Annotated in this window: 24 protein-coding genes and 1 pseudogene; 12 read left to right on the forward strand and 13 right to left on the reverse strand. The window is 70.6% G+C overall.

The genetic code is table 11. The features are described from left to right. Positions 1–210: 210 nt before the first annotated feature. Complete coding sequence (locus AB0B33_RS00615; protein WP_247025531.1) at positions 211–1,197, reverse strand: diacylglycerol kinase family protein; 987 nt, start codon at positions 1,195–1,197, stop codon at positions 211–213. Between the two features lie 314 nt (positions 1,198–1,511). Between AB0B33_RS00615 and AB0B33_RS00620 the strand changes: the two genes are divergently transcribed. Together AB0B33_RS00620 and AB0B33_RS00625 are read left to right on the forward strand one after the other, a co-directional pair. After that, a complete protein-coding gene (locus AB0B33_RS00620) occupies positions 1,512–1,982 on the forward strand; it encodes a hypothetical protein (RefSeq protein WP_360765059.1) in 471 nt (156 codons plus the stop codon). Between the two features lie 6 nt (positions 1,983–1,988). Then, a pseudogene (locus tag AB0B33_RS00625) lies at positions 1,989–2,297 on the forward strand (MarR family transcriptional regulator); the annotation flags it as partial. Positions 2,298–2,303: 6 nt separating this feature from the next. Here the strand turns inward: AB0B33_RS00625 and AB0B33_RS00630 are convergent. Together AB0B33_RS00630 and AB0B33_RS00635 are read right to left on the reverse strand one after the other, a co-directional pair. Continuing rightward, positions 2,304–2,786, reverse strand: coding sequence for a GNAT family N-acetyltransferase (locus tag AB0B33_RS00630; RefSeq protein WP_360765062.1), 483 nt, complete (start codon positions 2,784–2,786; stop codon positions 2,304–2,306). 1 nt (position 2,787) lies between these two features. After that, positions 2,788–3,378 carry an acid phosphatase gene (locus AB0B33_RS00635; protein ID WP_247018868.1) on the reverse strand — a complete coding sequence of 197 codons (591 nt, stop codon included), beginning with the start codon at positions 3,376–3,378 and terminating at the stop codon, positions 2,788–2,790. Between the two features lie 83 nt (positions 3,379–3,461). Between AB0B33_RS00635 and AB0B33_RS00640 the strand changes: the two genes are divergently transcribed. Beyond that, complete coding sequence (locus AB0B33_RS00640; RefSeq protein WP_360765065.1) at positions 3,462–3,935, forward strand: hotdog fold domain-containing protein; 474 nt, start codon at positions 3,462–3,464, stop codon at positions 3,933–3,935. Here AB0B33_RS00640 and AB0B33_RS00645 read toward each other — a convergent pair. Further along, positions 3,932–4,600: a hypothetical protein gene (locus tag AB0B33_RS00645; RefSeq protein WP_360765068.1), complete on the reverse strand. Its 669-nt coding sequence runs from the start codon at positions 4,598–4,600 to the stop codon at positions 3,932–3,934. The genes AB0B33_RS00640 and AB0B33_RS00645 overlap by 4 nt on opposite strands. Positions 4,601–4,736: 136 nt before the next feature. On the opposite strand from AB0B33_RS00645, the gene AB0B33_RS00650 reads away from it, so the two are divergent. Next, complete coding sequence (locus AB0B33_RS00650; RefSeq protein ID WP_360765070.1) at positions 4,737–6,347, forward strand: GMC oxidoreductase; 1,611 nt, start codon at positions 4,737–4,739, stop codon at positions 6,345–6,347. On the opposite strand, the gene AB0B33_RS00655 is transcribed toward AB0B33_RS00650, so the two are convergent. From AB0B33_RS00655 to rfbC, 3 genes are all read right to left on the reverse strand, one after another. Next, positions 6,337–6,771 (reverse strand): MarR family winged helix-turn-helix transcriptional regulator, encoded by a 435-nt coding sequence (locus tag AB0B33_RS00655; RefSeq protein ID WP_360765073.1) that lies wholly within the window; start codon positions 6,769–6,771, stop codon positions 6,337–6,339. The genes AB0B33_RS00650 and AB0B33_RS00655 overlap by 11 nt on opposite strands. Then, on the reverse strand, positions 6,768–7,241 hold the full coding sequence (locus AB0B33_RS00660) for an SRPBCC family protein (RefSeq protein WP_360765076.1): 474 nt from the start codon (positions 7,239–7,241) through the stop codon (positions 6,768–6,770). The genes AB0B33_RS00655 and AB0B33_RS00660 overlap by 4 nt, the downstream gene beginning before the upstream one ends. Positions 7,242–7,305: 64 nt before the next feature. Further along, positions 7,306–7,911, reverse strand: coding sequence for a dTDP-4-dehydrorhamnose 3,5-epimerase (rfbC, locus tag AB0B33_RS00665; protein WP_360765078.1), 606 nt, complete (start codon positions 7,909–7,911; stop codon positions 7,306–7,308). Positions 7,912–8,268: 357 nt separating this feature from the next. On the opposite strand from rfbC, the gene AB0B33_RS00670 reads away from it, so the two are divergent. Then, the gene (locus AB0B33_RS00670) at positions 8,269–9,450 is read left to right on the forward strand and encodes an NADP-dependent malic enzyme (protein ID WP_360765081.1); all 1,182 of its coding nucleotides are present in this window, start codon (positions 8,269–8,271) and stop codon (positions 9,448–9,450) included. A gap of 126 nt (positions 9,451–9,576) precedes the next feature. Here AB0B33_RS00670 and AB0B33_RS00675 read toward each other — a convergent pair whose 3' ends face one another. Continuing rightward, a complete protein-coding gene (locus tag AB0B33_RS00675) occupies positions 9,577–10,986 on the reverse strand; it encodes a bis-aminopropyl spermidine synthase family protein (protein ID WP_360765084.1) in 1,410 nt (469 codons plus the stop codon). Between the two features lie 93 nt (positions 10,987–11,079). On the opposite strand from AB0B33_RS00675, the gene AB0B33_RS00680 reads away from it, so the two are divergent. The 4 genes from AB0B33_RS00680 to AB0B33_RS00695 are packed head-to-tail and all read left to right on the forward strand — an operon-like array spanning position 11,080 to position 14,394. Then, complete coding sequence (locus AB0B33_RS00680; protein WP_360765087.1) at positions 11,080–12,165, forward strand: ATP-binding cassette domain-containing protein; 1,086 nt, start codon at positions 11,080–11,082, stop codon at positions 12,163–12,165. After that, positions 12,162–12,830 (forward strand): ABC transporter permease subunit, encoded by a 669-nt coding sequence (locus AB0B33_RS00685; protein ID WP_247018880.1) that lies wholly within the window; start codon positions 12,162–12,164, stop codon positions 12,828–12,830. The genes AB0B33_RS00680 and AB0B33_RS00685 overlap by 4 nt, the downstream gene beginning before the upstream one ends. After that, positions 12,827–13,510, forward strand: a complete 684-nt coding sequence (locus AB0B33_RS00690) for an ABC transporter permease subunit (protein WP_360765090.1) — start codon at positions 12,827–12,829, stop codon at positions 13,508–13,510. The genes AB0B33_RS00685 and AB0B33_RS00690 overlap by 4 nt, the downstream gene beginning before the upstream one ends. Continuing rightward, on the forward strand, positions 13,507–14,394 hold the full coding sequence (locus AB0B33_RS00695; protein WP_360765092.1) for an ABC transporter substrate-binding protein: 888 nt from the start codon (positions 13,507–13,509) through the stop codon (positions 14,392–14,394). Before AB0B33_RS00690 ends, AB0B33_RS00695 begins: the two co-directional genes overlap by 4 nt. Here the strand turns inward: AB0B33_RS00695 and AB0B33_RS00700 are convergent. The 4 genes from AB0B33_RS00700 to AB0B33_RS00715 all read right to left on the reverse strand — a co-directional run bounded on the left by AB0B33_RS00700 (position 14,391) and on the right by AB0B33_RS00715 (position 17,904). Next, a complete protein-coding gene (locus AB0B33_RS00700; protein WP_360765095.1) occupies positions 14,391–15,686 on the reverse strand; it encodes an erythromycin esterase family protein in 1,296 nt (431 codons plus the stop codon). The genes AB0B33_RS00695 and AB0B33_RS00700 overlap by 4 nt on opposite strands. A gap of 71 nt (positions 15,687–15,757) precedes the next feature. Next, complete coding sequence (locus AB0B33_RS00705; protein WP_360765098.1) at positions 15,758–16,363, reverse strand: LysE family translocator; 606 nt, start codon at positions 16,361–16,363, stop codon at positions 15,758–15,760. Positions 16,364–16,412: 49 nt separating this feature from the next. Next, the gene (locus tag AB0B33_RS00710) at positions 16,413–17,372 is read right to left on the reverse strand and encodes an LLM class flavin-dependent oxidoreductase (RefSeq protein WP_360765101.1); all 960 of its coding nucleotides are present in this window, start codon (positions 17,370–17,372) and stop codon (positions 16,413–16,415) included. A 13-nt stretch (positions 17,373–17,385) separates the two neighbouring features. Next, the gene (locus AB0B33_RS00715; protein WP_360765104.1) at positions 17,386–17,904 is read right to left on the reverse strand and encodes an N-acetyltransferase; all 519 of its coding nucleotides are present in this window, start codon (positions 17,902–17,904) and stop codon (positions 17,386–17,388) included. A gap of 232 nt (positions 17,905–18,136) precedes the next feature. On the opposite strand from AB0B33_RS00715, the gene AB0B33_RS00720 reads away from it, so the two are divergent. Then, complete coding sequence (locus AB0B33_RS00720) at positions 18,137–19,678, forward strand: S8 family peptidase (RefSeq protein WP_360765107.1); 1,542 nt, start codon at positions 18,137–18,139, stop codon at positions 19,676–19,678. Positions 19,679–19,749: 71 nt separating this feature from the next. Further along, entirely contained in the window at positions 19,750–20,454 is a 705-nt protein-coding gene (locus AB0B33_RS00725) for a hypothetical protein (RefSeq protein WP_360765110.1), read from the forward strand. A gap of 55 nt (positions 20,455–20,509) precedes the next feature. Here the strand turns inward: AB0B33_RS00725 and AB0B33_RS00730 are convergent, their stop codons facing one another. After that, positions 20,510–24,217 carry a multifunctional oxoglutarate decarboxylase/oxoglutarate dehydrogenase thiamine pyrophosphate-binding subunit/dihydrolipoyllysine-residue succinyltransferase subunit gene (locus AB0B33_RS00730; protein ID WP_360765113.1) on the reverse strand — a complete coding sequence of 1,236 codons (3,708 nt, stop codon included), beginning with the start codon at positions 24,215–24,217 and terminating at the stop codon, positions 20,510–20,512. 258 nt (positions 24,218–24,475) lie between these two features. Between AB0B33_RS00730 and AB0B33_RS00735 the strand changes: the two genes are divergently transcribed. Beyond that, complete coding sequence (locus AB0B33_RS00735) at positions 24,476–24,748, forward strand: hypothetical protein (protein WP_360765115.1); 273 nt, start codon at positions 24,476–24,478, stop codon at positions 24,746–24,748. The last annotated feature ends 216 nt before the right edge of the window (positions 24,749–24,964 follow it).

Here is a 24,964-nt window from a genome sequence, read left to right on the forward strand (position 1 = left end):
TTGGGTGCTTGTGAATGCTTTCACGAAGCACCGCTTTCGACAAGGGTTTCCGGAAGATCGGTGAGTCAGCTCACCCGGCCGAGCGACGCTTCTGACCTGCGGTTTCTCTCCGAAACAGCCCGCCCGGGGGAAGGCTGATGCGCTGAGTGGAGCTTCTGCGTCGACGAACGGCAGATTGCACTTTGCCGCAGGCGATCAGCTGTCCCGTCGTCACACGATTACGGTGAGTGCATCCGGCACGCTGAAAAACTCCACTCGGGTCCGCTGGCCGACGAGGTCGCCGTCCACCTGGAAGTTTACCGGTTCAGCTGCGTCGATGCGGATCATCGGCAGGTCATCGTGACGCACGAGACGCCGGCCTTTTTGGTTGCTCTTCGTAGCCAAAGCACGGCGTACATGCTTGAACACCGTGGGCAACCCCAGACCGTTCAACGCGAACAGGCCCAATCCCGTCTCGAACGAGCAACCCGGGTTGAGGTGGATCGGCCGCTCGCCCAGGTAGCTCCACGGATCGGTGTTGGACACGAAAGCGGTCAGCGCTTCGGTGGGTTCCTCACCCGGGACACGGATGGTGAGCGCCGGACGACCCAGCGGCGGCCGGAAGTAGGAGCGGACGGCGGCTCGCAGGTAGAGACCCGCCGTCGTCTGCTTGCCGCGGCGCTTCGCCACGCGGCCGACGACGTCGGCGTCCCAGCCGAGGCCGGCGTTGAAGGTGAACCAGTGCCCGTCGGCCAGGCCGAGGCCGACCCGGCGCGAGCGGTCGTTCTCCAGCGCGTGCAGCAGCTGGTGGGTGGCTTCGACCGGGTCCGAGGAGATGCCGAGAGCGCGCGCGAACACGTTGGCCGAGCCGCCGGGCACGACGCCCAGGGCGGGGATGCGGCCTATTCGGGTCGGGTCGCCCCACCCTCTTGCGGAGGTCCCGGTGGCGGCGCCCCCGGCCTGGGGCGGAGCCCCGGATGTCGCTGCGTCGGCCAGCAGGCCGTTGACGACCTCGTTGACCGTGCCGTCGCCGCCGTGCGCCACGACCAGGTCGATGCCGTCCCGCGCGGCCGAGCGGGCGACGGCCATCGCGTGGCCGCGGTAGTCCGTCTCGACCACGTCGAGCTTGACCTGGCTGGCGAGCGCGTGCGCCAGCACGTCCCGGCCACCTGCGGTGGTCGAGGTGGCCTGCGGGTTCACGACGAGGATTGCGCGCACCACCGCAGGGTAGGTGACTTCCGGCGGCCCGAGAACCTTCCGGACCCGCATGGTGACCGGCGCAACCCCGGCGAACAGCACCTTCGCGACCCTGTGGCGGGCGGCCCTCCTTCACGTGCGGGTGTCCGCGCGTCGTGACAAGTGCACCCGGGCCGACCGCCCGCTCATCGACGACTCTTGAATTCTCAGCGCCCGGACGGTCCCGGGAAAACGGCCGACCGGGTGGCATACGATCGAATCAGCTCACGCACGGTGACCCGCCCTGGTCGAGTCCACTGTGCTCCCCGCGAAAAGACCTTCCGGAAGGCCCCCCAGTGAAGCTCTCGCCCGCTCCCCGTGAGGTCCGGCTGGCCGGTTTGGTCACCGCGGTGCCGTCGCTCGCGCTGCTGGTGTTCGGGGCGATCGTGCTGGTGAACGGCCTGGGGTCGCCGGCCCAGCCGGGGAACAACGTCTTCGTCGAGTCGGGCACGTTCATCGTGGTCGCGCTGGCGTTCCTGGCCGCGTCGGCCGGCCTGGTCCTCGGCCAGACGTGGGCGCGCTCGCCCGGCGTGGTGATCGCCCTGATCGTGATCGGGCTCGGCTGGTACCTGCTCGGCCCGTCCGGCGAGCCGGCGTGGGGCGTGCCGGTGGCGCTGTTCGGCATCGCCGCGCTGGCGCTGCTGTTCCGCCGCCCGGCCCGCGCGTGGGCGCTGGGCCTGCGCGAGGGCGAGACGGAGACGGAAGCCGCCGAACGCGGCGGGATGGCGGGCCGCCGCGCCGAGCGCGAAGGCCGCGAAGAGGACTGAGCCCCGGAAGCCGGCCGGGCCGCGTTTGCCGTGCTCAACCAGCGCTCGACCGACCGGATCGGCGGGCTGCTGGGCCGGTTCGCCGACGAAGACCAGCAGCGCCTCCTGGCCGCGATGCGCACGATCGGCGACCTCGTCGGCGAGCGCCGCCGGGACCCGGTGCTCGTCCTGCGTCCGCCACGACCGGGGGACCTCGGCTGGGTGGTGGAACGGCACGGCTCGCTCTACGGCCGGGAGTACGGCTTCGACGACCGGTTCGAGGGGCTTGTCGCGCGCATCGTCGCCGACTTCGTCGAGACCCGCGACGACCCGCGCACCGGGTCAGGCTTGGGCGGCGAGGGAACGCAGGGGTGCGTCGGTGAGGCGGTTGACCGTCCACTCGTCCATCGGGACCGCGCCGAGGGCCTTGTAGAACTCCGTCGCCGGGTTCCAGTCCAGGACCGACCACTCGAGCCGCGCGTAGCCGTTGGCGACGCACTCGGCCGCCAGCGCCGCCAGCAGGGCCTTGCCGAGGCCGGAGCCGCGGTGCGCGGGCAGCACGAACAGGTCCTCCAGGTAGATCCCGTGCACCCCGCGCCAGGTGGAGAAGTTGAGGAACCACACCGCGAAGCCGACGATCTCGCCGTCCACTTCGGCCACGTGCCCGAACAGCTTCGGCGCTTCGCCGAACAACGCGGAACGCAGCTGCTCGGCCGTCAGGTGGCACTCGCCGGGCGCGCGCTCGTAGTCCGCCAGCGCGTAGGCCAGTGCGACGGCGGCCTCGACGTCGTCGGGTCCGATCCGGCGGATGCGGTCGTCGGGCACGTCAGTCCTCCAGGGCGGGCAGCAGGTTGAGGTGTTCGATCTGCGGCTCGCCGCGCTCGTCGCCGAGCACCGCGATGCCGGCCGCGTCGAGTCCGAAGTGGACGCCGGCGGTCGCGGGCATGGCGAGCCAGCGGGCCACCAGCACGCGGCTGAAGTGCCCGTGCCCGACCAGGATGACGTCACCCGATTCGCTGGCGCGGCGGGCGCGCGTCAGGACGCGGTCCGCACGCGCGGAGACGTCGTCCGCGCTTTCGCCGCCGGGGCTCGGGTGGGTCCAGACCGTCCAGCCCGGCACCGTCTCGCGGATCTTCGGCGTGGTGATGCCCTCGTAGTCGCCGTAGTCCCACTCGGCCAGGTCTTCGGTGACTTCGTCGACGCGCAGCCCGGCCAGCGCGGCGGTCCGCAGCGCGCGGGCGCGCGGGCTCGACAGCACCAGCGACGGCCCGCCGACCAGGCTGCGGAGCGTGCCACCCGCCGCGAGCGCTTGGCCCTCGCCCGCCGGTGTCAGCGGGATGTCCGTGCGGCCGGTGTGCCGCCCGTTCAGCGACCATTCGGTCTGCCCGTGCCGGAGGAGGAAGAGACGGTTCGCCACGCGGCCGAACATACCCGGCCGTTTGCGCGCGAGCAGGTCGTCTGCTTTGCTACTGAGCAGTAGCTTAGCTCGAGGAGAACCTCATGTCCGAGACGCCGACGTTCGTGCTGTGGCACAAGCTGGCCACGAAACCGGGCGGGAAACAGCTGTTCAGCGCCGCGATGTGCGTACGGGTGCCGTACTTCCGCACGGTGCTGCCCTCGGTGCGCGAGCTGCGGCCCGGTCACTGCGAAGTCAGCGCGCCGAAGTGGTGGGGTGTTCACAACCACATCCGCACGTTCCACGCCATCGCCGCCTGCAACCTCGCCGAGATCGCGATGGGGATGCTCGCCGAGGCGACGGTGCCCACGACCCACCGCTGGCTGCCGAAGGGCATGAACGTGCAGTACGTCGCCAAGGCGGAAACCGGCCTGCGCGCGGTGGCGTCGCTGCCCGAGCTGCCGGAGTTCGGCGACGAGGGCTTCGAGCTGGGTGTCCCGGTGACCATTTCGGACTCCGGCGGCAAGCCGGTGGTCACCGGGACGATCACCATCTGGGTGACGCCGAAGAAGCGTTAGAGCGGCTTGTACTGGACGTAGGACGCCTGCTGGAACGCGTTCTCGCCGGACGGCGACGGCAGGCCCAGCCGCCGGTCGACGAGCTTGCCGAGCGGGCCGCAGCCCTGCGTCGCGGGGAGGGCCAGGTCCGCGTCGATGACGCCGGAGAACGCCGTCCGCGGGTTCTCCGAGATGATCCGCGGGGGCACCGAGGGATCGTCGTGGACGACCGTGTGCAACGGCGCCGAAGCCGTGCCGATGCCGCAGTCCTTGCGCAGCAACGGGTGCCGCACCACGGCGTAGACGTCGAGCTCGCCGCGGCGCACGTCGTCGCTGTGGAAGTCGGAGTAGCCGCCGTAGCGCAGCTGGATCGTGGCGCCGGCCAGGCCGGGGATGGGCGCGGGAGCGTGCCGCAGCGCGCCGAACACCTGCGCGTACTCGCCGTTCACGCGGCCTTCGCTGAACGTCAGCCGCACCTCTCCGAGCGGAACCTCGGTGCGGTCGATCGTCAGTTTTCCCTGGGAGACAAAGGCTTCGCAGCGCCACGTGCCCGGGTCGGCGTTCGCGGGCGGTGCCGGGCAGTCCGTGAAGTCGAACGTCGGCAGCTCGTCGGCGGACGCCGTCCCGGGCATGGCCCCCAGTGCGGCGACGGCGGCCGCGGCCGCCCCCAGTGCGAGAAGTTTCATGCCGGTGAGCCTGCTCGCACCGCGCGGCCGCGACATCCGGGATCGCCCCCAGGGGAGACCCGAGGATTTCCCTCGACCGGGTGAAACCTGTTCCAATAGTTAACACCGTTCACTGAACTGGGTCATGATCGGGTGCATGTCTGCCTTCTCCCGCCGCCGCTTCCTCGGCCTCGCCGCGCTGAACTCCGCCGCCGCACTCGGGCTGACCACGGTGTCGACGCGGCCCGCGGCCGCCGCGACGCTGCCCGGGCACGTCCCGGCGGTGGTGATCGGCACCGGCTACGGCGCCGCCGTGACGGCGTTGCGGCTCGGCGAAGCCGGGATCCCGACGCTGATGCTCGAGATGGGCCGGCTGTGGAGCACACCGGGCGCCGACGGCAAGGTCTTCTGCCCGATGCTCACCCCGGACGAGCGGTCGATGTGGTTCAAGGACCGCACCGAAGCGCCGCTCGCGTCCTTCCTCTGGCTCGACCTCGCCAACCGCGACATCGGGCGCTACGCGGGCGTGCTCGATCGGGTGAACTTCGGCGACATGGCGGTGTACCTCGGCCGCGGCGTCGGCGGCGGTTCGCTGGTCAACGGCGCGATGGCGGTGACGCCGAAGCGCTCCTACTTCGAGGAGATCCTCCCCGGCGTCGACGCCGACGAGATGTACGGCAAGTACTTCCCGCGGGCCCGCGCCCAGCTGGGCGTCAACGTCGTCGACCCGGCGTGGTTCGAGGAGTGCCGCTCCTACAAGTACGCCCGCGTCTCGCGGAAGGCCGCCCGCAAGGCCGGCTTCGACACGGTGTTCGTGCCCAGCGTGTACGACATGGACTACCTGCGGCGCGAGGAGGCGGGCACGGTCCCGCGCTCGGCCGACGCGTCCGAGGTCATCTACGGCAACAACCACGGGAAGCGCTCGCTCGACAAGTCCTACCTCGCCGCCGCGCTCGGCACCGGCAACGTGACGATCCAGGCGCTGCACGAGGTCCGCGAGGTCAGCCACCGGCCCGACGGGACGTACGCGCTGGTCGTGCGCGAGATCGACGAGCACGGGACGGTGCTCGGCACCCGGCACGTCACCACGAAGCACCTGTTCCTCGGCGCGGGCAGCCTCGGCTCGACCGAGCTGCTGGTCCGCGCCCGCGAGACCGGCCGGCTGCCGGAGCTGAACGACGCCGTCGGGCGCGGCTGGGGCACCAACGGCAACGTCATGCTCGGGCGCGCCAACCACGTCTGGGACACCACCGGCAGCCTGCAGTCCGGCATGCCCGCGCTCGGCATCGACAACTGGGCCGACCCGGTGCACCCGGCCTTCGCCGAGATCGCGCCGGTGCCCGCCGGGCTCGAGACGTGGGTCAGCCTGTACCTGGCCATCACCAAGAACCCCGAACGCGGCCACTTCACCTACGACGCGGCGAGCGACTCGGCGAAGCTGCGCTGGTCGGCGTCGCAGGGGCAGCCGTCGATCGACGCCGCGAAGGCGCTGTTCGACAAGGTCAACCGGGCGAACAAGACGATCTACCGCTACGACCTCTTCGGCGACACGCGCACGTTCGAGAACCGCTTCACCTACCACCCGCTGGGCGGGCTGGTGCTCGGCGAGGCGACCGACGGCTACGGCCGGGTGAAGGGCTACCGGAACCTGTACGTCACGGACGGCTCGCTGATCCCCGGCAGCACCGGCGTCAACCCGTTCGTGACGATCACGGCGCTGGCCGAGCGCAACATCGAGCGCGTCCTCGCCGAAGACGTCAAGGGCTGAGCCGGGCCAGCGACTCGGTGAAGCCGTCGCCGACGCCCTCGAAGAAGGACGCGTCGGCGGCCTCGACGTCCTTCAGGGCCTTCGCGACCAGTTCCAGGCCGGCCGGGGTGACTTCCAGCCGCTTCGCGCGGGCGTCGGCCGGGTCGTCGGTGCGGGCCAGCAGGCCGCGTTCGGCGAGCTTGCGGACGACCTGGCTGGTCATCATCGTGTCCGTGCCCGCCTGCTCGGCGAGCTGCCGCTGCGACGGTGGCTCGCCCGAGCGGGTGAGCCACCACGTGGTCGTCAGCAGCACGAACTGGACGTGCGTGAGGTCGTGCGGGGCCAGCGCGGCCCGCATCGCCCGCTGCCAGGCCAGCGTCACGCGCCACAGCAGGAAGCCGGGGCTGCGCTCGGGGCCGGGCAAGCGGGACTCGGGGGCGGTCATGCCCGGGATCCCGCCCTTCGGGGGTTCCGGGTGGCGGAGCCCCCGGCTCGGGGCGAAGCCCCGGAGGTCTCAGCCTCAGCCAGGCGCGCAAGCGCTTGCATCGCGTCGGGGGTGTCTTCGGTGACCTGGGGACCGAAGCCTTCGGGACCGTCGATCGTGACGCGGTAGGTGATCTTCGTGCCGCCCTCGACGTCGGTCAGGACGTGCTCGAACCGCAGGAACGCGTCCGGCAGGCGGGTCTCGTCGGTGAAGCTCCGGCCCTCGGTGACCTCGGTCAGCGTGAAGGGGATCGGCGGCATCCCGTCCATCGTCATGGTGCCGCTGGTCCCGACCGTGAACGGGCCGTCGACGACCACCGAGCGGACGCCGGCGTCCCACTCCGGCCAGCGGGCGGTGTCGGCCCAGAGCGGCCAGATCGCGGCGGCGGGCGCGGTGGACGTCTCGCTGTGCTCGTACTCGTAAAGTGCCATGCGGGCAGACTATATGCGCGCTTACTAAAATGGCAAGCGCCCTCGCGGCCGAGCCGGGGACGGCTCAGTTCATCGAGCGCAGCTTGTCGTAGTAGGCGACGCAGTCCTCGTACACCGGGAGCAGGCCGCTCTCGCGGGCTTCGGCCAGCGTGGGCGCGGCGAGGTCCTTGGGGGAGAGGACGGGCTCAAGCTCCGCAGGCCAGGGCAAGTTCAGCGCCGGGTCGAGCGGGCTGATCCCGTGCTCGCCCGTCGGCGTGTACGGCTCGGAGCAGAGGTAGGCCATCACCGTGTCGTCCTCGAGCGCGATGAAGCCGTGGCCGAGGCCCTCGGCGACGTAGACGGCGCGGTACTCGCTCGAGTCGAGCCGGACCGTGTCCCACTCGCCGAAGGTCGGCGATCCGACGCGGAGGTCGACGACGACGTCGAGCAGCGACCCGCGCGGGCAGTAGATGTACTTGCCCTGGCCGGGTGGCGTGTCGGCGAAGTGGATCCCGCGGATGGTGCCGCGCCGGGACACGCTGTGGTTGGACTGGCCGAGGCGCAGCGGGTGGCCGACGGCGGCGCGGAAGGCCTCCTCCTGGAACGGGGCCACGAACACGCCTCGATCGTCGGGGAACGCCCGGGGGAAGAACTCGAAGGCGTCCGGGACGCTCAACCGGCGGAATTGCATGGCTTCATCATATCGGGTGCCAAGAAAACCGGACAGACGTCTTGGGAATTGCCGGAATGGGGCTTCGGTGTGACATCAACCGCACCGAGGGGTCCATGCCGCGACCGGACCTGTCACACTGATCGGACCGCCGCGTCCGCGGCCATCGCCAGACCCACGGCACCGATGGCCGACGTGACGCCTCGCCGACAGGCCGGCGCTACCGCGCTGGGCTGCCGTGCCGGGAATCACCACGGTGTCCCCTGCAGCCGTGGCCCCCCGCTCGCAGGCCCAGGAGAAATTCCAGTGACACACGTTCGATCCGCGAGTTCCGTCATTCCCACTGGACGAATGACGGAAACGACGACAGGAAACCCCATGAGCGACCCCACCGGTGCCGTCGCGCCGGTCACCGACGAAGAGATCTTCACCGGGCACGAGGGCGGCAAGCTCTCGGTGGCGGCCACCCGCCCCATCTCCAGCCCGCGTGACCTTTCGATCGCGTACACCCCGGGTGTGGCGAAGGTGAGCCGCGCGATCGCCGAGGACGCGGCCAAGGCCAAGCGGTACACGTGGGCGGACCGGCTGGTCGTCGTGGTCAGCGACGGGACGGCCGTGCTCGGCCTCGGTGACATCGGCGCGAGCGCGTCGCTGCCGGTCATGGAGGGCAAGTCGGTCCTGTTCAAGACGTTCGGCGGGCTCGACTCGATCCCGCTGGTCCTGGACACCACCGACGTCGACGAGATCGTCGAGACGCTGGTGCGGCTGCGGCCGTCCTACGGGGCCGTCAACCTGGAGGACGTTTCCGCGCCGCGGTGCTTCGAGCTGGAGGACAAGCTCAAGGAAGCGCTGGACTGCCCGGTCATGCACGACGACCAGCACGGCACGGCCATCGTCACGCTGGCCGCGCTGCGCGGCGCCAACCTGGTGCTCGACCGCGTGATCGCCGACCAGCGCGTCGTCGTCTCCGGGGCCGGCGCGGCGGGTGTCGCCTGCGCGAAGATCCTGCGGGAAGCGGGCATCGGCGACGTCACCGTCCTCGACTCGCGCGGCATCATCCACGACGGCCGCGACGGCCTGAACCCGGTCAAGCAGCGCCTGGCGGAAACGACGAACAAGGCCGGCCTGCGCGGCGGTCTCGCGGAGGCGCTCGAAGGCGCGGACGTGTTCCTCGGCCTGTCCGGCGCGACGATCGACGAGTCGCTGCTGGGCCGGATGGCGGGCGGCGGCATCGTGTTCGCGCTGTCGAACCCGGACCCGGAGGTGCACCCGGACGTCGCCGCGCGCTACGCGTCGATCGTGGCCACCGGCCGCAGCGACTTCCCGAACCAGATCAACAACGTGCTGGCGTTCCCCGGCGTCTTCCGCGGCGCGCTGGACTCCGGCGCGCGGGCGATCACGGAGAACATGAAGCTGGCAGCCGCCGAGGCGATCGTTTCGGTCGCGACGGACGACCTCGGCCCGGACCGCATCGTCCCGAGCCCGCTCGACCCGCGGGTGGCCCCGGAGGTCGCGGCGGCGGTGGCGAAGGCCGCGGAAGCCGACGGCGTCACAGCCTGACCCTCGCCGCTCCCGAGGGCGGCACTTTCATAGGGAAAGCTGCGCTTTGAACCGCAAAGCCGCACTTTCCCTATGAAAGTGCCGCTTTGTGCCGCAAACCCGCACTTTCACGTGAAAGTGCGGGTTTCAACCCAAGAGCTGGGCGAGGCGGTGGCGGGGGACGTCGACCAGGCGCAGGTCGACCAGGTCTTCGGGGACGTCGAGCGAGACGTTCGCCAGCCGGGCGTGCGCGCGGGTCAGCACCTCGTCCTGGTGCTCGACGGCGTCCGCGACGACCACCGCGTGCCGGTTGTCCGGGGTGCTGCGCAGGTACCGCAGCGCGTACTTCCCCCGGACGAGTGAAGCGAGCGCCTCCTGCGACGCCTGGTCCGCGAGGTCCGGGTGCGCGTTCGGGACCAGCAGCGCCAGGCGGCGGGCGTTCGTGCCCAGCAGAGTGCGCAGCAGCCAGGGGCCCGGGTCGCCGGTGAGGTCCATCGCGATCGCGTCGCCCTCGGGGCCGGAGCCCGACCAGTCCACCGGCCGCGACTCCAGCGCGAGCCCGCCGGCGGCCGCGATCTCCTTCAGCTTCTCCACCAGCGCCGGCTTCGTGCCCGCCGCCTCGACCGACTGCGGGCCGTGCGTGTAGATCGCCTTGGCACCGCGAACCTTCTTGGCCTTCGCCGTCGGCTGGCAGACGTACAGGTCGGCGGCGCTGCCGATCGCCTGCGCGCCGAAGTAGCGGTTGAAGCCGGGCAGGATCGCCTGGTACGTCAGCCCGAGCGTGGCCAGCGACCGCTGCACCTGCGCGCCTAGCGCCGGGTGGCGCGGGCTGTAGCCGTAGGCCAGCAGCAGCCGTCCCTCGCTCGGCTCCCGCAGTGCCTGCACCCCGCGCGTGGCGAACAGGCCCATGCCTTCGGGCGTGTACGGCGGATCGCTGAACACCAGGTCGAACCGGCCGGTGAAGGCCGGGGGCAGGCCGACGCGCAGGTCCGTGTGCGCGGTCGCGATGCCGCGCTCACCGCGGTCGTCCAGGTAGGCGAGCACGCGCTCGTCGAGGTCGACGACCGTGAGCGACGCCGACGGGCAGACCGCCCGCACCGCCAGCGACGTCAGGTCGTGGTCGCCGAGGAAGAGCACCCGCGCCGAGGCGAGGTCGTAGTGCGCGTCGAGCCACAGTGCCCGGCGCAGCACGGTTTCCGGCGTGGCCTGCACGTGGTCGAGCGCGGCCAGCGGCGCGGGCACCTCGGCCACCCACTCGGCGATCTTCGGCAGCAGTTCGTGCCCCGCGACGGCCTCGTCGAGCGGGTCGCCGTAGCGGGGGGCGCTGTACTGCAGGTACGACGCGGCGACGCCGGGGGCGATCCGCAGCCGGTCGCCGCTGCGGTCGAGGTCGTCGCCGAGCGCGGTCAGGACGTCCTCCACGCTGCGCCGCGGCGCCGTGGACAGCCGCACCAGCTCGCCGAGGTCGTGGTCGCCGGTGCGCAGGAGGTCGATGACGCGGTACAGCGGGCGGACGCCGACGCCGTGCGCGGCGAGGACGTCGTCTAGTGCGCTCACGGGCTCTGAGCGTAGTCACCACCCTGCGGAACAGCGTGCCAACCACCGCCGACTCGGCTACGGTCGGAACCGACCGGGACATGGGGAGTGGCAGTGACCATCGAATTCCGCGACGTGACCAAGCAGTATCCGGATGGGACGGTCGCCGTCGACAAGCTGAACCTGACGGTCGAGGACGGCACGATCACCGTGTTCGTCGGCCCGTCCGGCTGCGGCAAGACGACGTCGCTGCGGATGATCAACCGGATGGTCGAGCCGACCGGCGGGCAGGTGCTGCTCGACGGCAAGGACGTCGCCGAGGGCGACCCGGCGCTGCTGCGCCGCGGCATCGGCTACGTCATCCAGCACGCCGGGCTCTTTCCCCATCGGACGGTGCTGGACAACATCGCCACCGTGCCGCTGCTTTCGGGCTGGGACAAGGCCAAGGCGCGCCAGCGGGCCGCCGAGCTGCTCGAGATCATCGGGCTGCCGGCCGAACTCGGCAAGCGGTACCCGGCGCAGCTTTCGGGCGGCCAGCAGCAGCGCGTCGGCGTCGCCCGCGCGCTCGCCGCGGACTCGCCGGTGCTGCTGATGGACGAGCCGTTCTCCGCCGTCGACCCGATCGTGCGCGAAGACCTGCAGAACGAGCTGCTGCGGCTGCAGTCGCAGCTCGGCAAAACCATCGTGTTCGTCACGCACGACATCGACGAGGCCGTCCGGCTCGGCGACAAGGTCGCGGTGATGCGCGTCGGCGGCAAGCTCGCCCAGTACGGCACGCCCGCCGACGTGCTGCGGCACCCGGTGGACGACTTCGTGGCGTCCTTCGTCGGCCGCGACCGCGGCTACCGCGGCCTGTCCTTCCTCTCCGCCGAAGGCGTCGAGATCAAGGAGATCGAGCTCGTCGAGATCGGTTCGCCGGTGCCCGCGAGCGACGGCTGGCGGCTCGGCGTCAACACCGACAAGCAACCCCGCGGCTGGCTGGCGCCGAACTCCACAGTGGACGGCTCACTGTCCGAAGAGGACCTCGTGGCCGGCGGCTCGCTGTGGATCCACGGCACCCCGATCCGCGGCGCGCTCGACGCGGCCCTGTCGTCCCCGGCCAGCCTCGGCGTGGTCGTCGACGAAGACCACCGCGTGCTCGGCGGCGTCGTCGCCCGGCAGGTCCTGGACGTGATCGAGGCCACGCCGCAGGCGTCATGAGCTTTTTCGACGAGCTCGGGCGGTACCTGAGCAGCGCGAACAACCGCGTCCAGGTCCTCGGCGACCTGGGCGACCACGTGTACCTGGCGCTGCTCCCGCTGGTGCTCGGCATCGTGCTGGCGATCGCGGCGGGCTGGGTCGGCCACCGCTGGCAGCCCGTGCGCCAGGTCCTCATGGTGCTCGCGAACCTGCTCTACACGATCCCGTCGCTCGCGCTGTTCGTCGTGATCCCCGGCCTGATCGGGTCGAAGATCCTCGACAGCGTCAACGTCGTCGTCGCGCTGACGATCTACACCACGGCGCTGCTGGTCCGCCCGGTGCTCGACGCGCTGGACGCGGTGCCGCCGTCGGTGATCGCCGCGGCCACGGCGGTGGGCTACAAGCCGCTGCGCAAGTTCTTCGCCGTCGAGCTGCCGCTGTCGGTGCCGGTGCTCGCTGCCGGCGTGCGGGTGGCGTCGGTGAGCAACATCAGCCTGGTCAGCGTCGGCGCGCTGATCGGCACCGGCGGCCTCGGCGTGCTGTTCACCGACGGCTTCCAGCGCGAGTACTTCTCGCCGATCGTCGTCGGCATCGTGCTGACGCTGCTGCTCGCGCTCGTCGTCGACCTGGTCCTCGTGGGGATCCGGAACCTGCTGACACCGTGGGAACGGGTGACTGCCGCATGATCACCGACCTCTTCCACTGGTTCGGCGACCCGGCGCACTGGTCCGGGCCGGACGGCATCCCGCAGCGGTTGCTGGAGCACTTGGGCTACGTCGTGCTGTCCCTGGTGATCGCGCTGGTCATCGCTGTCCCGTTGGGACTGTTCGTCGGCCACACCGGACGCGGCGGCGTCGCTTTGGTGAGCGCGGGCAACGCGATCCGCGCGCTGCCGACGCTGGGGCTCGTCACGTTCCTGTTCCTGCTGTTCACCGAAAGCGTCACCTCGACGATCATCGGGCTCGTCGTGCTGGCCGTGCCGCCGATCCTGGCCGGGACCTACGCCGGGCTGCAGGCCACCGACCACGGCGTGGTCGACGCGGCCGAGGGCGTCGGGATGACCGGCTGGCAGCGGCTCTGGAAGGTCGAGGTGCCGATCTCGCTGCCGCTCGTGCTGGGCGGCATCCGCAACGCCGTGCTGCAGCTCGTGGCGACGGCCGCGGTGGCCGCGTACGTCGGACTCGGTGGTCTGGGCCGGTTCCTGCTCGACGGACTGGCCATTTTGGACTATTCCGAGGTGATCGCGGGCGCGCTGCTGACGACGTTGCTCGCGATCGTCCTGGACGTGCTCTTCGCGTTGCTGAACCGGGCGTTGGTGCCCCGGGGCGTCCGGCTCGCGGCGGCGGTGAAGAAGGTGACGGCGTGAAACGACTGGGTCTGCTGGCCGCGGCCTTGGTCTTGCTGGCCGGCTGCGGCAACCCCCTGGCGGGCGGCGGCGAGGGCGGGTCGAACGGCGACATCATCATCGGCGCGTCCGACGTCGGCGAAAGCCTTTTGCTGGCCCAGATCTACGCCGGCGCGCTCACGAACGCGGGCGCGTCGAACGTCACCGTGCGGCCGCCGGTCGGCAGCCGCGAGGTCGTCGTCAAGGCGCTGCAGGACAAATCGCTGTCGGTGGTGCCGGACTACAGCGGGAACCTGTTGCGGTACTTCGACAAGGACACGCAGGCGACGACGTCGCAGGACGTCTACGCGCAGCTCCGCCAGAAGATCCCGCCGGGTTTCGAGGTGCTGGCCCAAGCGCCGGCCGAGGACAAGGACTTGCTGGTCGTCGGCCCGCAGCTGGCGGCGAGCGGCGTGAAGACGTTCTCGGACCTGGGAAAGCGCTGCGGCGAGCTGGTGTTCGGCGGTCCGGGCCAGTGGAGCAGCCGCTGGAAGGACAAGATCAAGTCGTTGTACGGCTGCGAGTTCAAGGAGATCCGCACGACCGACACCGGCGGCCCGGTCACGGTGGCGGCGTTGAAGTCCGGCGACGTCCAAGTGGTGGACCTGTTCAGCACGTCGTCGACGATCACCGCGAACGGCTTCGTGCCGTTGGTCGACGACAAGAACATGTTCCCGGCGCAGAACATCGTGCCGTTGGTGGCACGCGGCACGCTGTCCCCCGGCGAGGTCTCGGCGCTGAACCGCGTGTCGGCGGCGCTGACCACCGAACAGCTCACGCGGCTCAACGTCGAGTTCACCGAGGAGAAGCGCAACCCGCTGGACATCGCGGAAGACTTCCTGGCGCGCAACAACTTGCGGTCTTAGGCCGCCTTCGCCGCACGTACCTCGTGCAGGTGCACGACGACGTCGAACGACCGCGCGAGCGCGATCCCTTCCGGTTCCGCGGGGAACTGCGTGCCGATGTTCCACGTCGGCCGCGCGACCCCGAGCCAGGCGCGGGCGGCGGCCGGTGCGGTGCGGGCGTCGAAGTAGTAGTCGCGGTACGGCACCCGGTCCAGGGTGTGTTCGTTCGAGCCGGGTGCGGCCGGGGGCACGCTGAACCGCTTCCAGTCGCCGCCGATCGCGGTGTCCTTCGACAGGAAGGCGCCGCGGTCGAACGTCATCGCGATGGCGACGTAGTCCTTCCCGAGCCGGTCGCGCAGGAACGACCCCTGGGTCTTCGGGTAGAGCGCCGGGTTGCCCGCGGCGTAACCGACGTGGTCGTTGTGCGCCGACACCAGCACCTTCTGGCCGGTGTGCTGCCGCCACCAGAGGACGTTGCGGGCCATCTCCTCGTCGCGGAAGCGTTCCATCGCGGCGAGGGCGGCCGGGTCGGTCAGGTCGACGGTCAGGAACTCCGTCGTCTTGGCGATCGACCGGGCGTTCTGCTCGGCCCATTCGGCGTTCGTCCCGTCGACGCCGTCGACGAGGTCGAACGCCTGGCGCGCGCGGTCGGCGAGGCGCCGGCGTTCGGCGAGGGGCTTGCCGAGGTAGGCGACGATGTCGTCGATCGGGCGCAGGCCGGTGTAGAGCTCGTCGAGTTGTTCGGCCTGGGCCGGAGCGTTCTCCCGCACGTACGCGGTCACCTTGCCGAAGAAGGCGTCGCTCAGGGTGGGGGCGCCGAGGTCGTCGCCGAGGAAGTGGACGGTCCGGCCGGGGTGCCGGCGGTTGTAGTCGCGCATCCACTCGACGAGGTGGACGAACTCCTCGCGATCCCACGGGGAATCGCGCAGTTCCTGCTTGAGGATCGTGCGCGCGTCGCCGGCGCCGGTCTGGAGGTACTCGTCGATCCGGAGCCCGGCGGACCAGCTCAGTTCGAGCGCGAAGGTGGTGAACCCGCGCTGTTCGACGAGCTGGCGGAAGAGCCGCTCCTTCATGGCGAAGAACTCGTGCGAGCCGTGGGTGGCTTCGCCGAGCCCGGCCACGGGGGCGTCGCCGATCATGGCGCCGAGCGCCCGGAGGTCGGCGGTGCTCCCGCCGGGTTCGGTGGTGCGGAGGGGATGGGCCGCCTGGGTCAGCGCGCGGACCGGGTCTCGCGGGGCCGCCTCCGCCGTCGCGGGGACGGCCGTCAGGGTGATCACCGCGGCGGCCAGCAGTGCCGTGCCTTTTCTTTTCATGGCAAGAAGTTTGGCCGGATCATCCGGTCCGCGGCATGGGGTGCGCCGCCGGGTCCGGGGTAGCGCAGGCACTACCGGTCGACGGCCAGCTTCACACCGAGGCCGATGAAGATGCCTCCCGTGGCGACCTCGATCCGGCGCTGGTTCTTCTTCCGCCGCACCCATCCGCCGATCCGGCCGGCGAGTATTCCGACGGCGCCGTCGACAAGGAATTCGAAGACGATCAGGACGGCGCCGAGGATGGCGAACTGCAGCCAGAGGTGCCCGCGGGCCGGGTCGATGAACTGCGGGAGGAAGGCGATGGTGAAGGTGACCATCTTGGGGTTGAGCAGGTTGGTGAGCAGCCCGCTGAGGTAGGCACGGTCGGCCTTGCGCTCGACGAGCGGCTTCCGGTTCCGGATGGCTTGGACGCCGAGGTGGATGAGGTAGGCCGCCCCGCCGATCCGGACGGCGGTGAAGGCCACGGGCACGGCGGCGAAGAGCGCGGCCAGCCCGGCCGCGGCGACGGTGACGTGGATAGCCTCACTGGTGGCGACCCCGGCGGTGGCGAGCAGTCCGGCTTTGGGGCCGCCGCGCATGCCGCAACCGAGGATGAAGAGCATGTCCGGCCCGGGCACGACCATGGCGATGACGGTGGTGACGACGAAGGCCAGGAGGAGGTGCGGATCGACCGGCATGGGCCGATCCTGACACGCTCTCCGCGGGCGGCGAACTCCTTTTCGGCGGTCAGCTCCGCACAGCCGCCGCTACTCGGGCTGCGTCCTCGATGGCCTGCTCCGGGGGCTCCTCCGGCAGCGGCAGCAGCACCACCGACCCGCTCCCCGCCTCGTGGAGCGCCCGCACCGAAGCCACGCACTCCTCCAGCGAACCGCAGATCGCCAGTTTGCTCAGCCACTCCGGGCGCAGGCCCGCCGCCAGCTCGTCCACTGTGGACGCCGAATCGAGCAGCTCCAGCAGCTCCGCCGCGAACGGCAATCCCTCCACCTGGACCCGCGAACCCGGCGTCAACGACTCCGCCACCGTCCGGCGGGCCCGCTCGGCATCACCCAGCGCCAGCCAGTTGTACGTCACCACCGCGTGCGGGCCCGGCGCCGCGATGTCGGACAGCGCCGTTCGGACGAACTCGGGTGGGGACGGCTCCGCCAGGATCGTGCCGTCCGCCGTCGCGCCCGCGATCGCCAGGGACTTCGGGCGGCGGACGCCCGCCAGCAGCGGGGGTGCGGACGACGGCGGGAACACCAGCTCGACCTCGTCCAGCGACACGTGCCGCCCGGTCATCGAGACCCGCTCGCCCGCGAGCAGCCGGCGGACCGCCACCAGGGTTTCCTCCAGCGCCGCCAGCTGCGACGCCGGGTAAGCGCCGATCTGGCGCATCCACGACGCGACGCCGTGGCCGAAGCCGCCGATCAGGCGGCCCGGGTGGAGCTCGGCCAGCGCTGCCAGCTCCATCGCCGCGATCGCCGGGTTGCGGGCCACCGCCGGGAGGACGCCGATGCCGACCTTGATCGTCGACGTCACCGCCAACGCGGTCGCGACCGTCGCGATGCCGGCCGCCCAGAAGCAGTCCTCGACCAGCCAGACTTCGTCCAGGCCGGCGGCCTCCGCCTGGCGGGCCAGCTCGACCAGCTTGGCCGGTGGCTGCTCGCGGTTGATCCGGACTCCCACGGACGTGGTCGGTGCGTACATCGGCGACTCCTGTTCAGATCCGCGAAAAAGCCGGCGCGTACTCGAACGCGCCGGCCTGGGTGGACTTGTACCCCGTCAGCGTCCGGGCCTGGAAGTGCTTGCTCCAGGCCGGATCCGGCGGGGTGATCGAGAGCGTCGACGCCGTCACGAAGCCGAAGCGCGTGTAGTAGGCCGGGTTGCCGAGCAGGACGACCAGGCCGTGGCCCAGCGCGTCCGCCGCGCCGAGGACCGTGTGCACCAGGGCCGAACCGACACCACGAGCCTGGTGCGCGGGCAGCACGCCGAGCGGGCCGAGGCCGACCGCGGCCGTCGGGTCGCCGGCGATGCGGGCGCGGCTGCAGCACACGTGCCCGACGACCTCGCCGTCGTGGAGTGCCACCAGGGACAACGCGTCGACCAGGTCGCCGTCGGCTCTCAACTCGTCCACGAGCGGCGCCTCGCCCGGTGTCACGTCGGCCTCGCGCCGGAACGCTTCGCTGTGGACGCGGTGGATCGCGGCCTGGTCGGCGGGGGTCTCGCGGCGGATCAGCATGGCCGTCACCTTGCCGCGAACCGGCGCCGAGCGGAAATCGTTTTCGCGGGCAGACTTTGGTAGGGGACCGTTCGAGTGGTCTTGAACTGCGCAAACCGGACGATCTACCGATCTGGGCAGGGTGCGACCTAAAGTTCCGTCCACGTTCCACGTGAACGCGCTTCACGTCTCACCCCTGGCGACCCGGCGGCCGTGCACCGCCCGGTCGACCCTGCCCAGAAAGGGACGAACCATGCGTCTGCTGACCAGAATCGGGGCTATCGCCGCCGTTTCGGCGTTGACCGCCTTGAGCGGCAACGCCGTCGCGACGGCGAGCGAAGGAACGATCGTCGGGGCCGGCGGCGCCGACGCCGTCAAGGACAGCTACATCGTCGTCTTCAAGGACGGCACGGCCGCGGAGAGCAAGGCGAAGGAAGTCACGAGCCGCCACGGCGGCACGGTCGCCAGGACGTTCTCCGCGGCCCTGCGCGGCTTCACCGGCACGATGTCCGAGTCGCAGGCGAAGCGCATCGCGGCCGACCCCGCGGTGTCCACTGTGGAACAGAACAAGGTCGTGCGGGCGAGCGCCGACCAGCTGAACCCGCCGTCGTGGGGGCTGGACCGGGTCGACCAGCGGAATCTGCCGCTCGACCAGAAGTACAGCTACAGCACGACGGCGCCGAACGTGCACGCGTACGTGATCGACACCGGCATCAACCTCACCCACAGCACCTTCGGCGGGCGGGCGACGTCGGGCTACGACTTCGTCGACAACGACAGCAACGCCACCGACTGCCAGGGCCACGGCACGCACGTCGCCGGCACCATCGGCGGCTCGCAGTACGGCCTGGCCAAGGAGGTCAAGCTGGTCGCCGTGCGCGTGCTCAACTGCAGCGGCTCCGGCACGACGGCCGGCGTCATCTCCGGCGTCGACTGGGTGACGGCGAACGCGGTCAAACCCGCCGTCGCGAACATGAGCCTCGGCGGCGGCGCCTCGAGCACGCTCGACGCCGCGGTGCAGCGCTCGATTTCCGCGGGCATCACCTACGGCCTCGCGGCGGGCAACGACAACGGTGCCAACGCGTGCAACGGCTCCCCGGGCCGCGTCGCGGCGGGCATCACCGTCGGCGCGACGACGTCCACCGACGCCCGCGCGAGCTACTCCAACATCGGCACCTGCCTCGACATCTTCGCGCCGGGCAGCAGCATCACGTCGTCGTGGATCGGCAGCACCACCGCCACCAACACGATCAGCGGCACGTCGATGGCGACCCCGCACGTCGTCGGCGCGGCGGCGCTGTACCTGGCCGCCAACCCGGGCGCGACGCCGCAGCAGGTCCGCGACGCCCTCGTCGCGAACGGCACCACCGGCAAGGTGACGAACCCGGGCTCGGGCTCGCCGAACGTCCTGCTCTACACCGGTACCGGCACGACCCCGCCGCCGCCGACCTGCGGCACCGTCACCAACGGCACCGACGTGGCCATCCCCGACCGCGGCGCCGCGGTGACCAGCTCGGTCAGCGTCGCGGGCTGCAGTCGCAACGCGTCCGCGACGACGGCCGTGGAGGTCCACATCGTCCACACCTACGTCGGCGACCTGGTGATCGACCTGGTCGCGCCGGACGGGTCGGCGTACCGGCTGAAGAACTCCGGCAGCGACTCCTCGGACAACATCGACACGACCTACAGCGCGAACGTCTCGGGTGAAGCCGCGAACGGCACCTGGACGCTGCGGGTCCAGGACGTCGCCGCGGCCGACACCGGGCGCATCGACACCTGGTCGCTGACCGTCTGAGTGGTTTGCCCTGCTGTGTGGTTTGCCTGAAACGCCCGCCCCGGTCGCACGAATGGCCTAGTGTCCGGTTCGTGCAGCAAGGACCCCAGTACCCGTACCCCCAGCAGCCCCACCTCCAGCAGCAGTACCCCGGCTACCCGCCGCCGAAGTCCGGCGGGAAGACGGCGCTGGTGGTCGTGCTGGTCGTGGTCGGCGTGCTCGTCCTGGCCGGGGCGGGCGTCGGCGCGTTCTTCCTCCTCACAGCGGACGGCAAGGGGTCCACCGCCGCGCCGCCCACGACGTCCGCGAGCGGCGAGCCGGACAAGTACACGTCGCTGCCGCTCTGCAGCGAGGTCGGCAGCCGGATGAACAACCTGCCGCCCCTGTCGAGCGACGCCCCGGCCGAGCCGGCGACCACCTCGGACGACAAGATCCAGCTTTCGCAGCTGAGCTGCTCGTGGACGAAGTCGGGCTCGTCGTCCGGCACACTGTCGATGATGCTGGCGAAGTCGAACGAGCCGGGCTCGGGGAACGGTCCCGGGTACGCGAAGGCCGGCTACGACATCGAGGTGGAACGCGGCGCGAAGCCGATCAGCGAGAAGATCGGGAAGGCGACGAAGGCCGCGGACATCGACTACGGCTCCAGCGGCACCCTGCAGTGCGGGGTGCGGTTCTACCAGGGCAACGTCGATGCGACGGTGATCGTCACCGCGGCCGACCCGGCGGACCGGAACGTCGAACGCTGCCGCCGCAACGCCCACAGCCTGGCCAAGGCCGCTTCCGAATCGCTCAGCTGAACGGCGAAGGCCCCCGCACCGGAAAGTGCGGGGGCCTTCGCCGTGGCTCAAGCGATCAGTCGAACGCCTTCGAGATCAGCGCCTTCTGCTCGACCTCGTGCACCTTCGACGAACCCGCCGACGGGGCCGCCATCGGGCGGCGCGACACGACCTGCAGGCCCGAGAGCAGCTCCGGGAACTTCCGGGGCAGGTTCAGGCCGAAGAACGGCCACGCGCCCTGGTTTTCCGGCTCCTCCTGGACCCACGCGACCTGCTGCGCGTTCGAGTACCGCTCCAGCGCCGCGACCAGCTTCTTCTTCGGCAGCGGGTAGTACTGCTCGATCCGCACGATCGCGACGTCGTGCGCCTCGCGCTTCGTCCGCTCCGCGACCAGCTCCCAGTACAGCTTCCCGGAGGTCAGCAGCACCTTCCGGATCTTCGCCGGGTCCGGCGTGACGTCGTCGATGACCGACATGAACCGGCTCTCACCGGTGAAGTCCTCGGTCGGCGACGTGGCGGCCTTGTTGCGCAGCATCGACTTCGGCGTGAAGACCACCAGCGGGCGCTGGATGCCGTCGAGGGCGTGGCGGCGCAGCAGGTGGAAGTAGTTCGCCGGGGTGGACGGGACCGCCACCGTCATCGAGCCCTCCGCGCACAGCGAGAGGAAGCGCTCGATGCGGCCGGACGTGTGGTCCGGGCCCTGGCCCTCGTGGCCGTGCGGCAGCAGCAGCACGACGTCGGAGCGCTGGCCCCACTTGGCCTCGCCCGAGGAGATGTACTCGTCGATGACGGTCTGCGCGCCGTTGACGAAGTCACCGAACTGCGCTTCCCACATGACCAGCGACTCGGGGTTGGCGACCGAGTAGCCGTACTCGAAGCCGACGGCCGCGTACTCCGACAGCGCCGAGTCGTAGATCATCACGCGGCCCTGGCCCTCGGCCAGGTTCTGCAGCGGCGAGTACTCCTGGCCGGTCTTGCGGTCGATGAACACCGAGTGCCGCTGGGTGAACGTGCCGCGGCGGGAGTCCTGGCCGGACAGCCGGACGAGCCGGCTCTCCATCGCCAGCGACCCGAACGCGAGCAGCTCGCCGAACGCCCAGTCGATGTCGCCCTCGCGGGACATCTTGTGGCGCCGCTCCATGACCGGCTTGACGCGCGGGTGCGGGGTGAAGCCCTCGGGCACGTTCACGAAGGCGTCGCCGATGTGCTCCAGCGTCTCCTTGGTGATCGCGGTCGCGACCTTGGCCGGGACCTGCTGCTCCTCCTCGACCGAGGGGCTCGCCTTCGCCGGGTGCTTCTCCAGCTCCCGGACCTCGTTGAAGACGTGCTCCAGCTGGCTCGAGAAGTCGCGCAGCGCGGCTTCGGCCTCCTCGACGGAGATGTCGCCGCGGCCGATCAGCGACTCGGTGTAGGTCTTCCGGACCGAGCGCTTGGTGTCGATGATGTCGTACATCGCCGGCTGCGTCATCGAGGGGTCGTCGCCCTCGTTGTGGCCGCGGCGGCGGTAGCAGATCAGGTCGATGACGACGTCCTTGTGGAACGCCTGCCGGTACTCGACGGCCAGCTTGGCCACCCAGTGCGCGGCTTCGGGGTCGTCGCCGTTCACGTGGAAGATCGGCGAGCCGATCATCTTCGCGACGTCGGTCGCGTACTGCGACGAGCGCGAGTGCTCCGGCGCGGTCGTGAAGCCGACCTGGTTGTTGACGATCACGTGCACGGTACCGCCGGTGCGGTACCCGCGCAGCAGCGACAGGTTCAGCGTCTCGGCGACGACGCCCTGGCCCGCGAAGGCCGCGTCGCCGTGCATCAGGACCGGCAGCACGGTGTAGCCCTCGCCGCCCTTGTCCAGGAGGTCCTGCTTCGCGCGGACGATGCCCTCGAGAACCGGGTCGACGGTCTCCAGGTGCGACGGGTTCGCGGTCAGGGAGACCTTCGTCTCGCCGTCGCCGAACATGCGGAAGTACTTGCCCTCGGCACCGAGGTGGTACTTCACGTCACCGGAACCGTGCGCCTGGCCCGGGTCGAGGTTGCCCTCGAACTCCTGGAAGATCTGGCTGATCGGCTTGCCGACGATGTTGGCCAGCACGTTCAGGCGGCCGCGGTGCGGCATGCCTATGACGACCTCGTCGAGCTCGTGCTCGGCGGCCTTGTCCAGCAGCGTGTCGAGCAGCGGGATCGCCGTCTCGCCGCCCTCGAGCGAGAAGCGCTTCTGGCCGACGTACTTGGTCTGCAGGAACGTCTCGAACGCCTCGGCGGCGTTCAGCTTCGAGAGCACGTACTTCTGGACCGCGGGGTCCGGCTTCTCGTGCGGGATCTCGACGCGCTCCTGGATCCAGCGGCGCTCCTCGGGGTCGAGGATGTGCGTGTACTCGATGCCGACCGTGCGGCAGTACGAGTTGCGCAGCACGCCCAGGATGTCGCGCAGCTTCATCCGCTCCTGGCCGGCGAAGCCGCCGACCGGGAACTCGCGGTCGAGGTCCCAGAGCGTCAGGCCGTGGGACAGGACGTCCAGGTCGGCGTGGCTGCGCTGGCGGTAGTTCAGCGGGTCGGTGTCGGCCATCAGGTGGCCGCGCATCCGGAACGCGTCGATGAGCTCGATCACGCGGGCGGTCTTGTCGACCGGGCCCTCGGGGATGTCGGCGACCCAGCGGATCGGCTCGTACGGCAGGCGCAGGCTGGTGAAGACGTCGTCGTAGAAGCCGTCTTCACCGAGCAGCAGCTGGTGGATGCGCTTGAGGAACTCGCCGGACTCCGCGCCCTGGATGATGCGGTGGTCGTACGTCGAGGTCAGCGTCATGATCTTGCTGATGCCGAGGTCGACCAGCGTCTTCTCGCTGGTGCCCTCGAACGCCGCCGGGTACTGCATGGCGCCGACGCCGATGATGGCGCCCTGGCCGGCCTGCAGGCGCGGCACCGAGTGGTTGGTGCCGATGCCGCCGGGGTTGGTCAGCGAGATCGTGGTGCCCGCGAAGTCGTCCGCGGTGAGCTTGTTGTTGCGGGCCTTCTTGACGATGTCCTCGTACGCCTGCCAGAACTGCAGGAACGACATGTCCTCGACGCCCTTGACCGAGGCCACGACGAGGTTGCGGGACCCGTCCTTGCCCTTCATGTCGATGGCGAGCCCGAAGTTGACGTGCTCCGGCGTGATCGCGAACGGCTTGCCGTCGATCTGCTGGTAGTGCCGGTTCAGGTTCGGGAAGTCCTTCAGCGCCCGCACCATGGCGTAGCCGATGAGGTGCGTGAAGGAGATCTTGCCGCCACGCGTGCGCTTGAGGTGGTTGTTGATGACGATGCGGTTGTCCGCCATCAGCTTGGCCGGGACCGCGCGCACGCTGGTCGCGGTGGGGACGCTCAGCGAGGCGTCCATGTTCTTGGCGATGGCCGCCGCGGCGCCTCGAAGCTGCTTCGACTCCGGCTCATCCTTCTTCGCGTCGGCCTTCGGCTCGGCCTTCGCGGCGGCGGCGGGCTTGGGAGCCGCCTTCGGCGCCGGCTTCGCGGGGGCCGGCGTCTTCGTGGGGGCCGCCTGCTTGGCCGCCGACTCCGCGTTCTGCACGGCCTTGGCCGAAGGCTGCGCCGCCGCCTGGCCGTTGGTGGCCGGCTTGGCTTCGGCCTGCTGCCGGGCGTTGTCCGCCTTGGCCTGCGCGTTCTGCGTCGGCTTGAAGTCCGCGAAGAAGTCGTGCCATGCGGCATCGACTGAAGAAGGGTCGGCGAGGAACTGGTCGTACATCTCCTCGACCAGCCACTCGTTGGGGCCGAATTGTGACGCAGGGCTGCTGCTGGACACGGCTGGGGCTCGCCTCTATCCGTCTCGATCTCGATCTTGAATCCGCTGATGCGCCTACCAGGCTAACCCCCTCGGTGACCGCGATGTGATGGAACCGGCCTGTGTGAGGCGTGGCGCACTAGGGGATCGGTCACTGACTCGATCAAGATGTGCTAAGGGAACCTTAAGCGCTGGACCCGGTACAGGGTTCGCGGTGTCTTTTTTCCCGGTTCGCCCGGCTGCCGCCGCGCGTTCACCGCGACGGGTTCCCATGGCGGGATGTGGCTGGTCGAATGTCCGTCGTTCTGGGACCAGGGCCTGGTGAGGCCGCTGGTCACCGAGTCCGGCACGGTCGTGCTCCGGTGCGATTCGTGCCACGCGGTCTGGCCCACGCTGGCCGACTTCGAGGAGATGGAGTGGGTCGAGCCCGACGAGCCGGACTGGCTGGTCGGGTCGGGAGTCCACGTGCGGCCGGGAACGGTCCGGTGGGCGTCGCGGCCGGATGTGGAGGCGGCGGGGATGGGCTCGTTGAAGTGGCGGGCGCTGCCTTAGGGGCGGTGCGGGGCGGGCTGGGGGTGGCTCGCTGGGCGGTGGGTTGCGGTGTGGGGCGGGCCGGGATGGCTCGCTGGGGCCGCCGGTGTCGGTGTGGCGGGCGCTGCCTTCGGGGGTGGCGTGAGGTGGGCCGGGGATGGCTTGCCGGGGTGGCGGGTGCCGGTGTGGGGCGGGCCGGGGATGGCTCGCAGGCGTCGGTGTGGCGGGCGCTGCCTT

Origin of the sequence: Amycolatopsis sp. NPDC049159, assembly GCF_040648295.1 — a bacterium.
In the GTDB taxonomy this organism is placed as follows: domain Bacteria; phylum Actinomycetota; class Actinomycetes; order Mycobacteriales; family Pseudonocardiaceae; genus Amycolatopsis; species Amycolatopsis pretoriensis_A.

Bases quoted from the DNA above. Each gene is read 5' to 3' on its own strand.
- AB0B33_RS00735 (WP_360765115.1), top strand. From the start codon at position 24,476: ATGTGGCTGGTCGAATGTCCGTCGTTCTGGGACCAGGGCCTGGTGAGG.
- AB0B33_RS00670 (WP_360765081.1), top strand. From the start codon at position 8,269: ATGAGCGACCCCACCGGTGCCGTCGCGCCGGTCACCGACGAAGAGATC.
- rfbC (WP_360765078.1), bottom strand. From the start codon at position 7,911: ATGCAATTCCGCCGGTTGAGCGTCCCGGACGCCTTCGAGTTCTTCCCC.
- AB0B33_RS00720 (WP_360765107.1), top strand. From the start codon at position 18,137: ATGCGTCTGCTGACCAGAATCGGGGCTATCGCCGCCGTTTCGGCGTTG.
- AB0B33_RS00705 (WP_360765098.1), bottom strand. From the start codon at position 16,363: ATGCCGGTCGATCCGCACCTCCTCCTGGCCTTCGTCGTCACCACCGTC.
- AB0B33_RS00645 (WP_360765068.1), bottom strand. From the start codon at position 4,600: ATGAAACTTCTCGCACTGGGGGCGGCCGCGGCCGCCGTCGCCGCACTG.
- AB0B33_RS00640 (WP_360765065.1), top strand. From the start codon at position 3,462: ATGTCCGAGACGCCGACGTTCGTGCTGTGGCACAAGCTGGCCACGAAA.
- AB0B33_RS00650 (WP_360765070.1), top strand. From the start codon at position 4,737: ATGTCTGCCTTCTCCCGCCGCCGCTTCCTCGGCCTCGCCGCGCTGAAC.
- AB0B33_RS00655 (WP_360765073.1), bottom strand. From the start codon at position 6,771: ATGACCGCCCCCGAGTCCCGCTTGCCCGGCCCCGAGCGCAGCCCCGGC.
- AB0B33_RS00700 (WP_360765095.1), bottom strand. From the start codon at position 15,686: ATGAAAAGAAAAGGCACGGCACTGCTGGCCGCCGCGGTGATCACCCTG.
- AB0B33_RS00685 (WP_247018880.1), top strand. From the start codon at position 12,162: ATGAGCTTTTTCGACGAGCTCGGGCGGTACCTGAGCAGCGCGAACAAC.
- AB0B33_RS00715 (WP_360765104.1), bottom strand. From the start codon at position 17,904: ATGCTGATCCGCCGCGAGACCCCCGCCGACCAGGCCGCGATCCACCGC.
- AB0B33_RS00660 (WP_360765076.1), bottom strand. From the start codon at position 7,241: ATGGCACTTTACGAGTACGAGCACAGCGAGACGTCCACCGCGCCCGCC.
- AB0B33_RS00690 (WP_360765090.1), top strand. From the start codon at position 12,827: ATGATCACCGACCTCTTCCACTGGTTCGGCGACCCGGCGCACTGGTCC.
- AB0B33_RS00710 (WP_360765101.1), bottom strand. From the start codon at position 17,372: ATGTACGCACCGACCACGTCCGTGGGAGTCCGGATCAACCGCGAGCAG.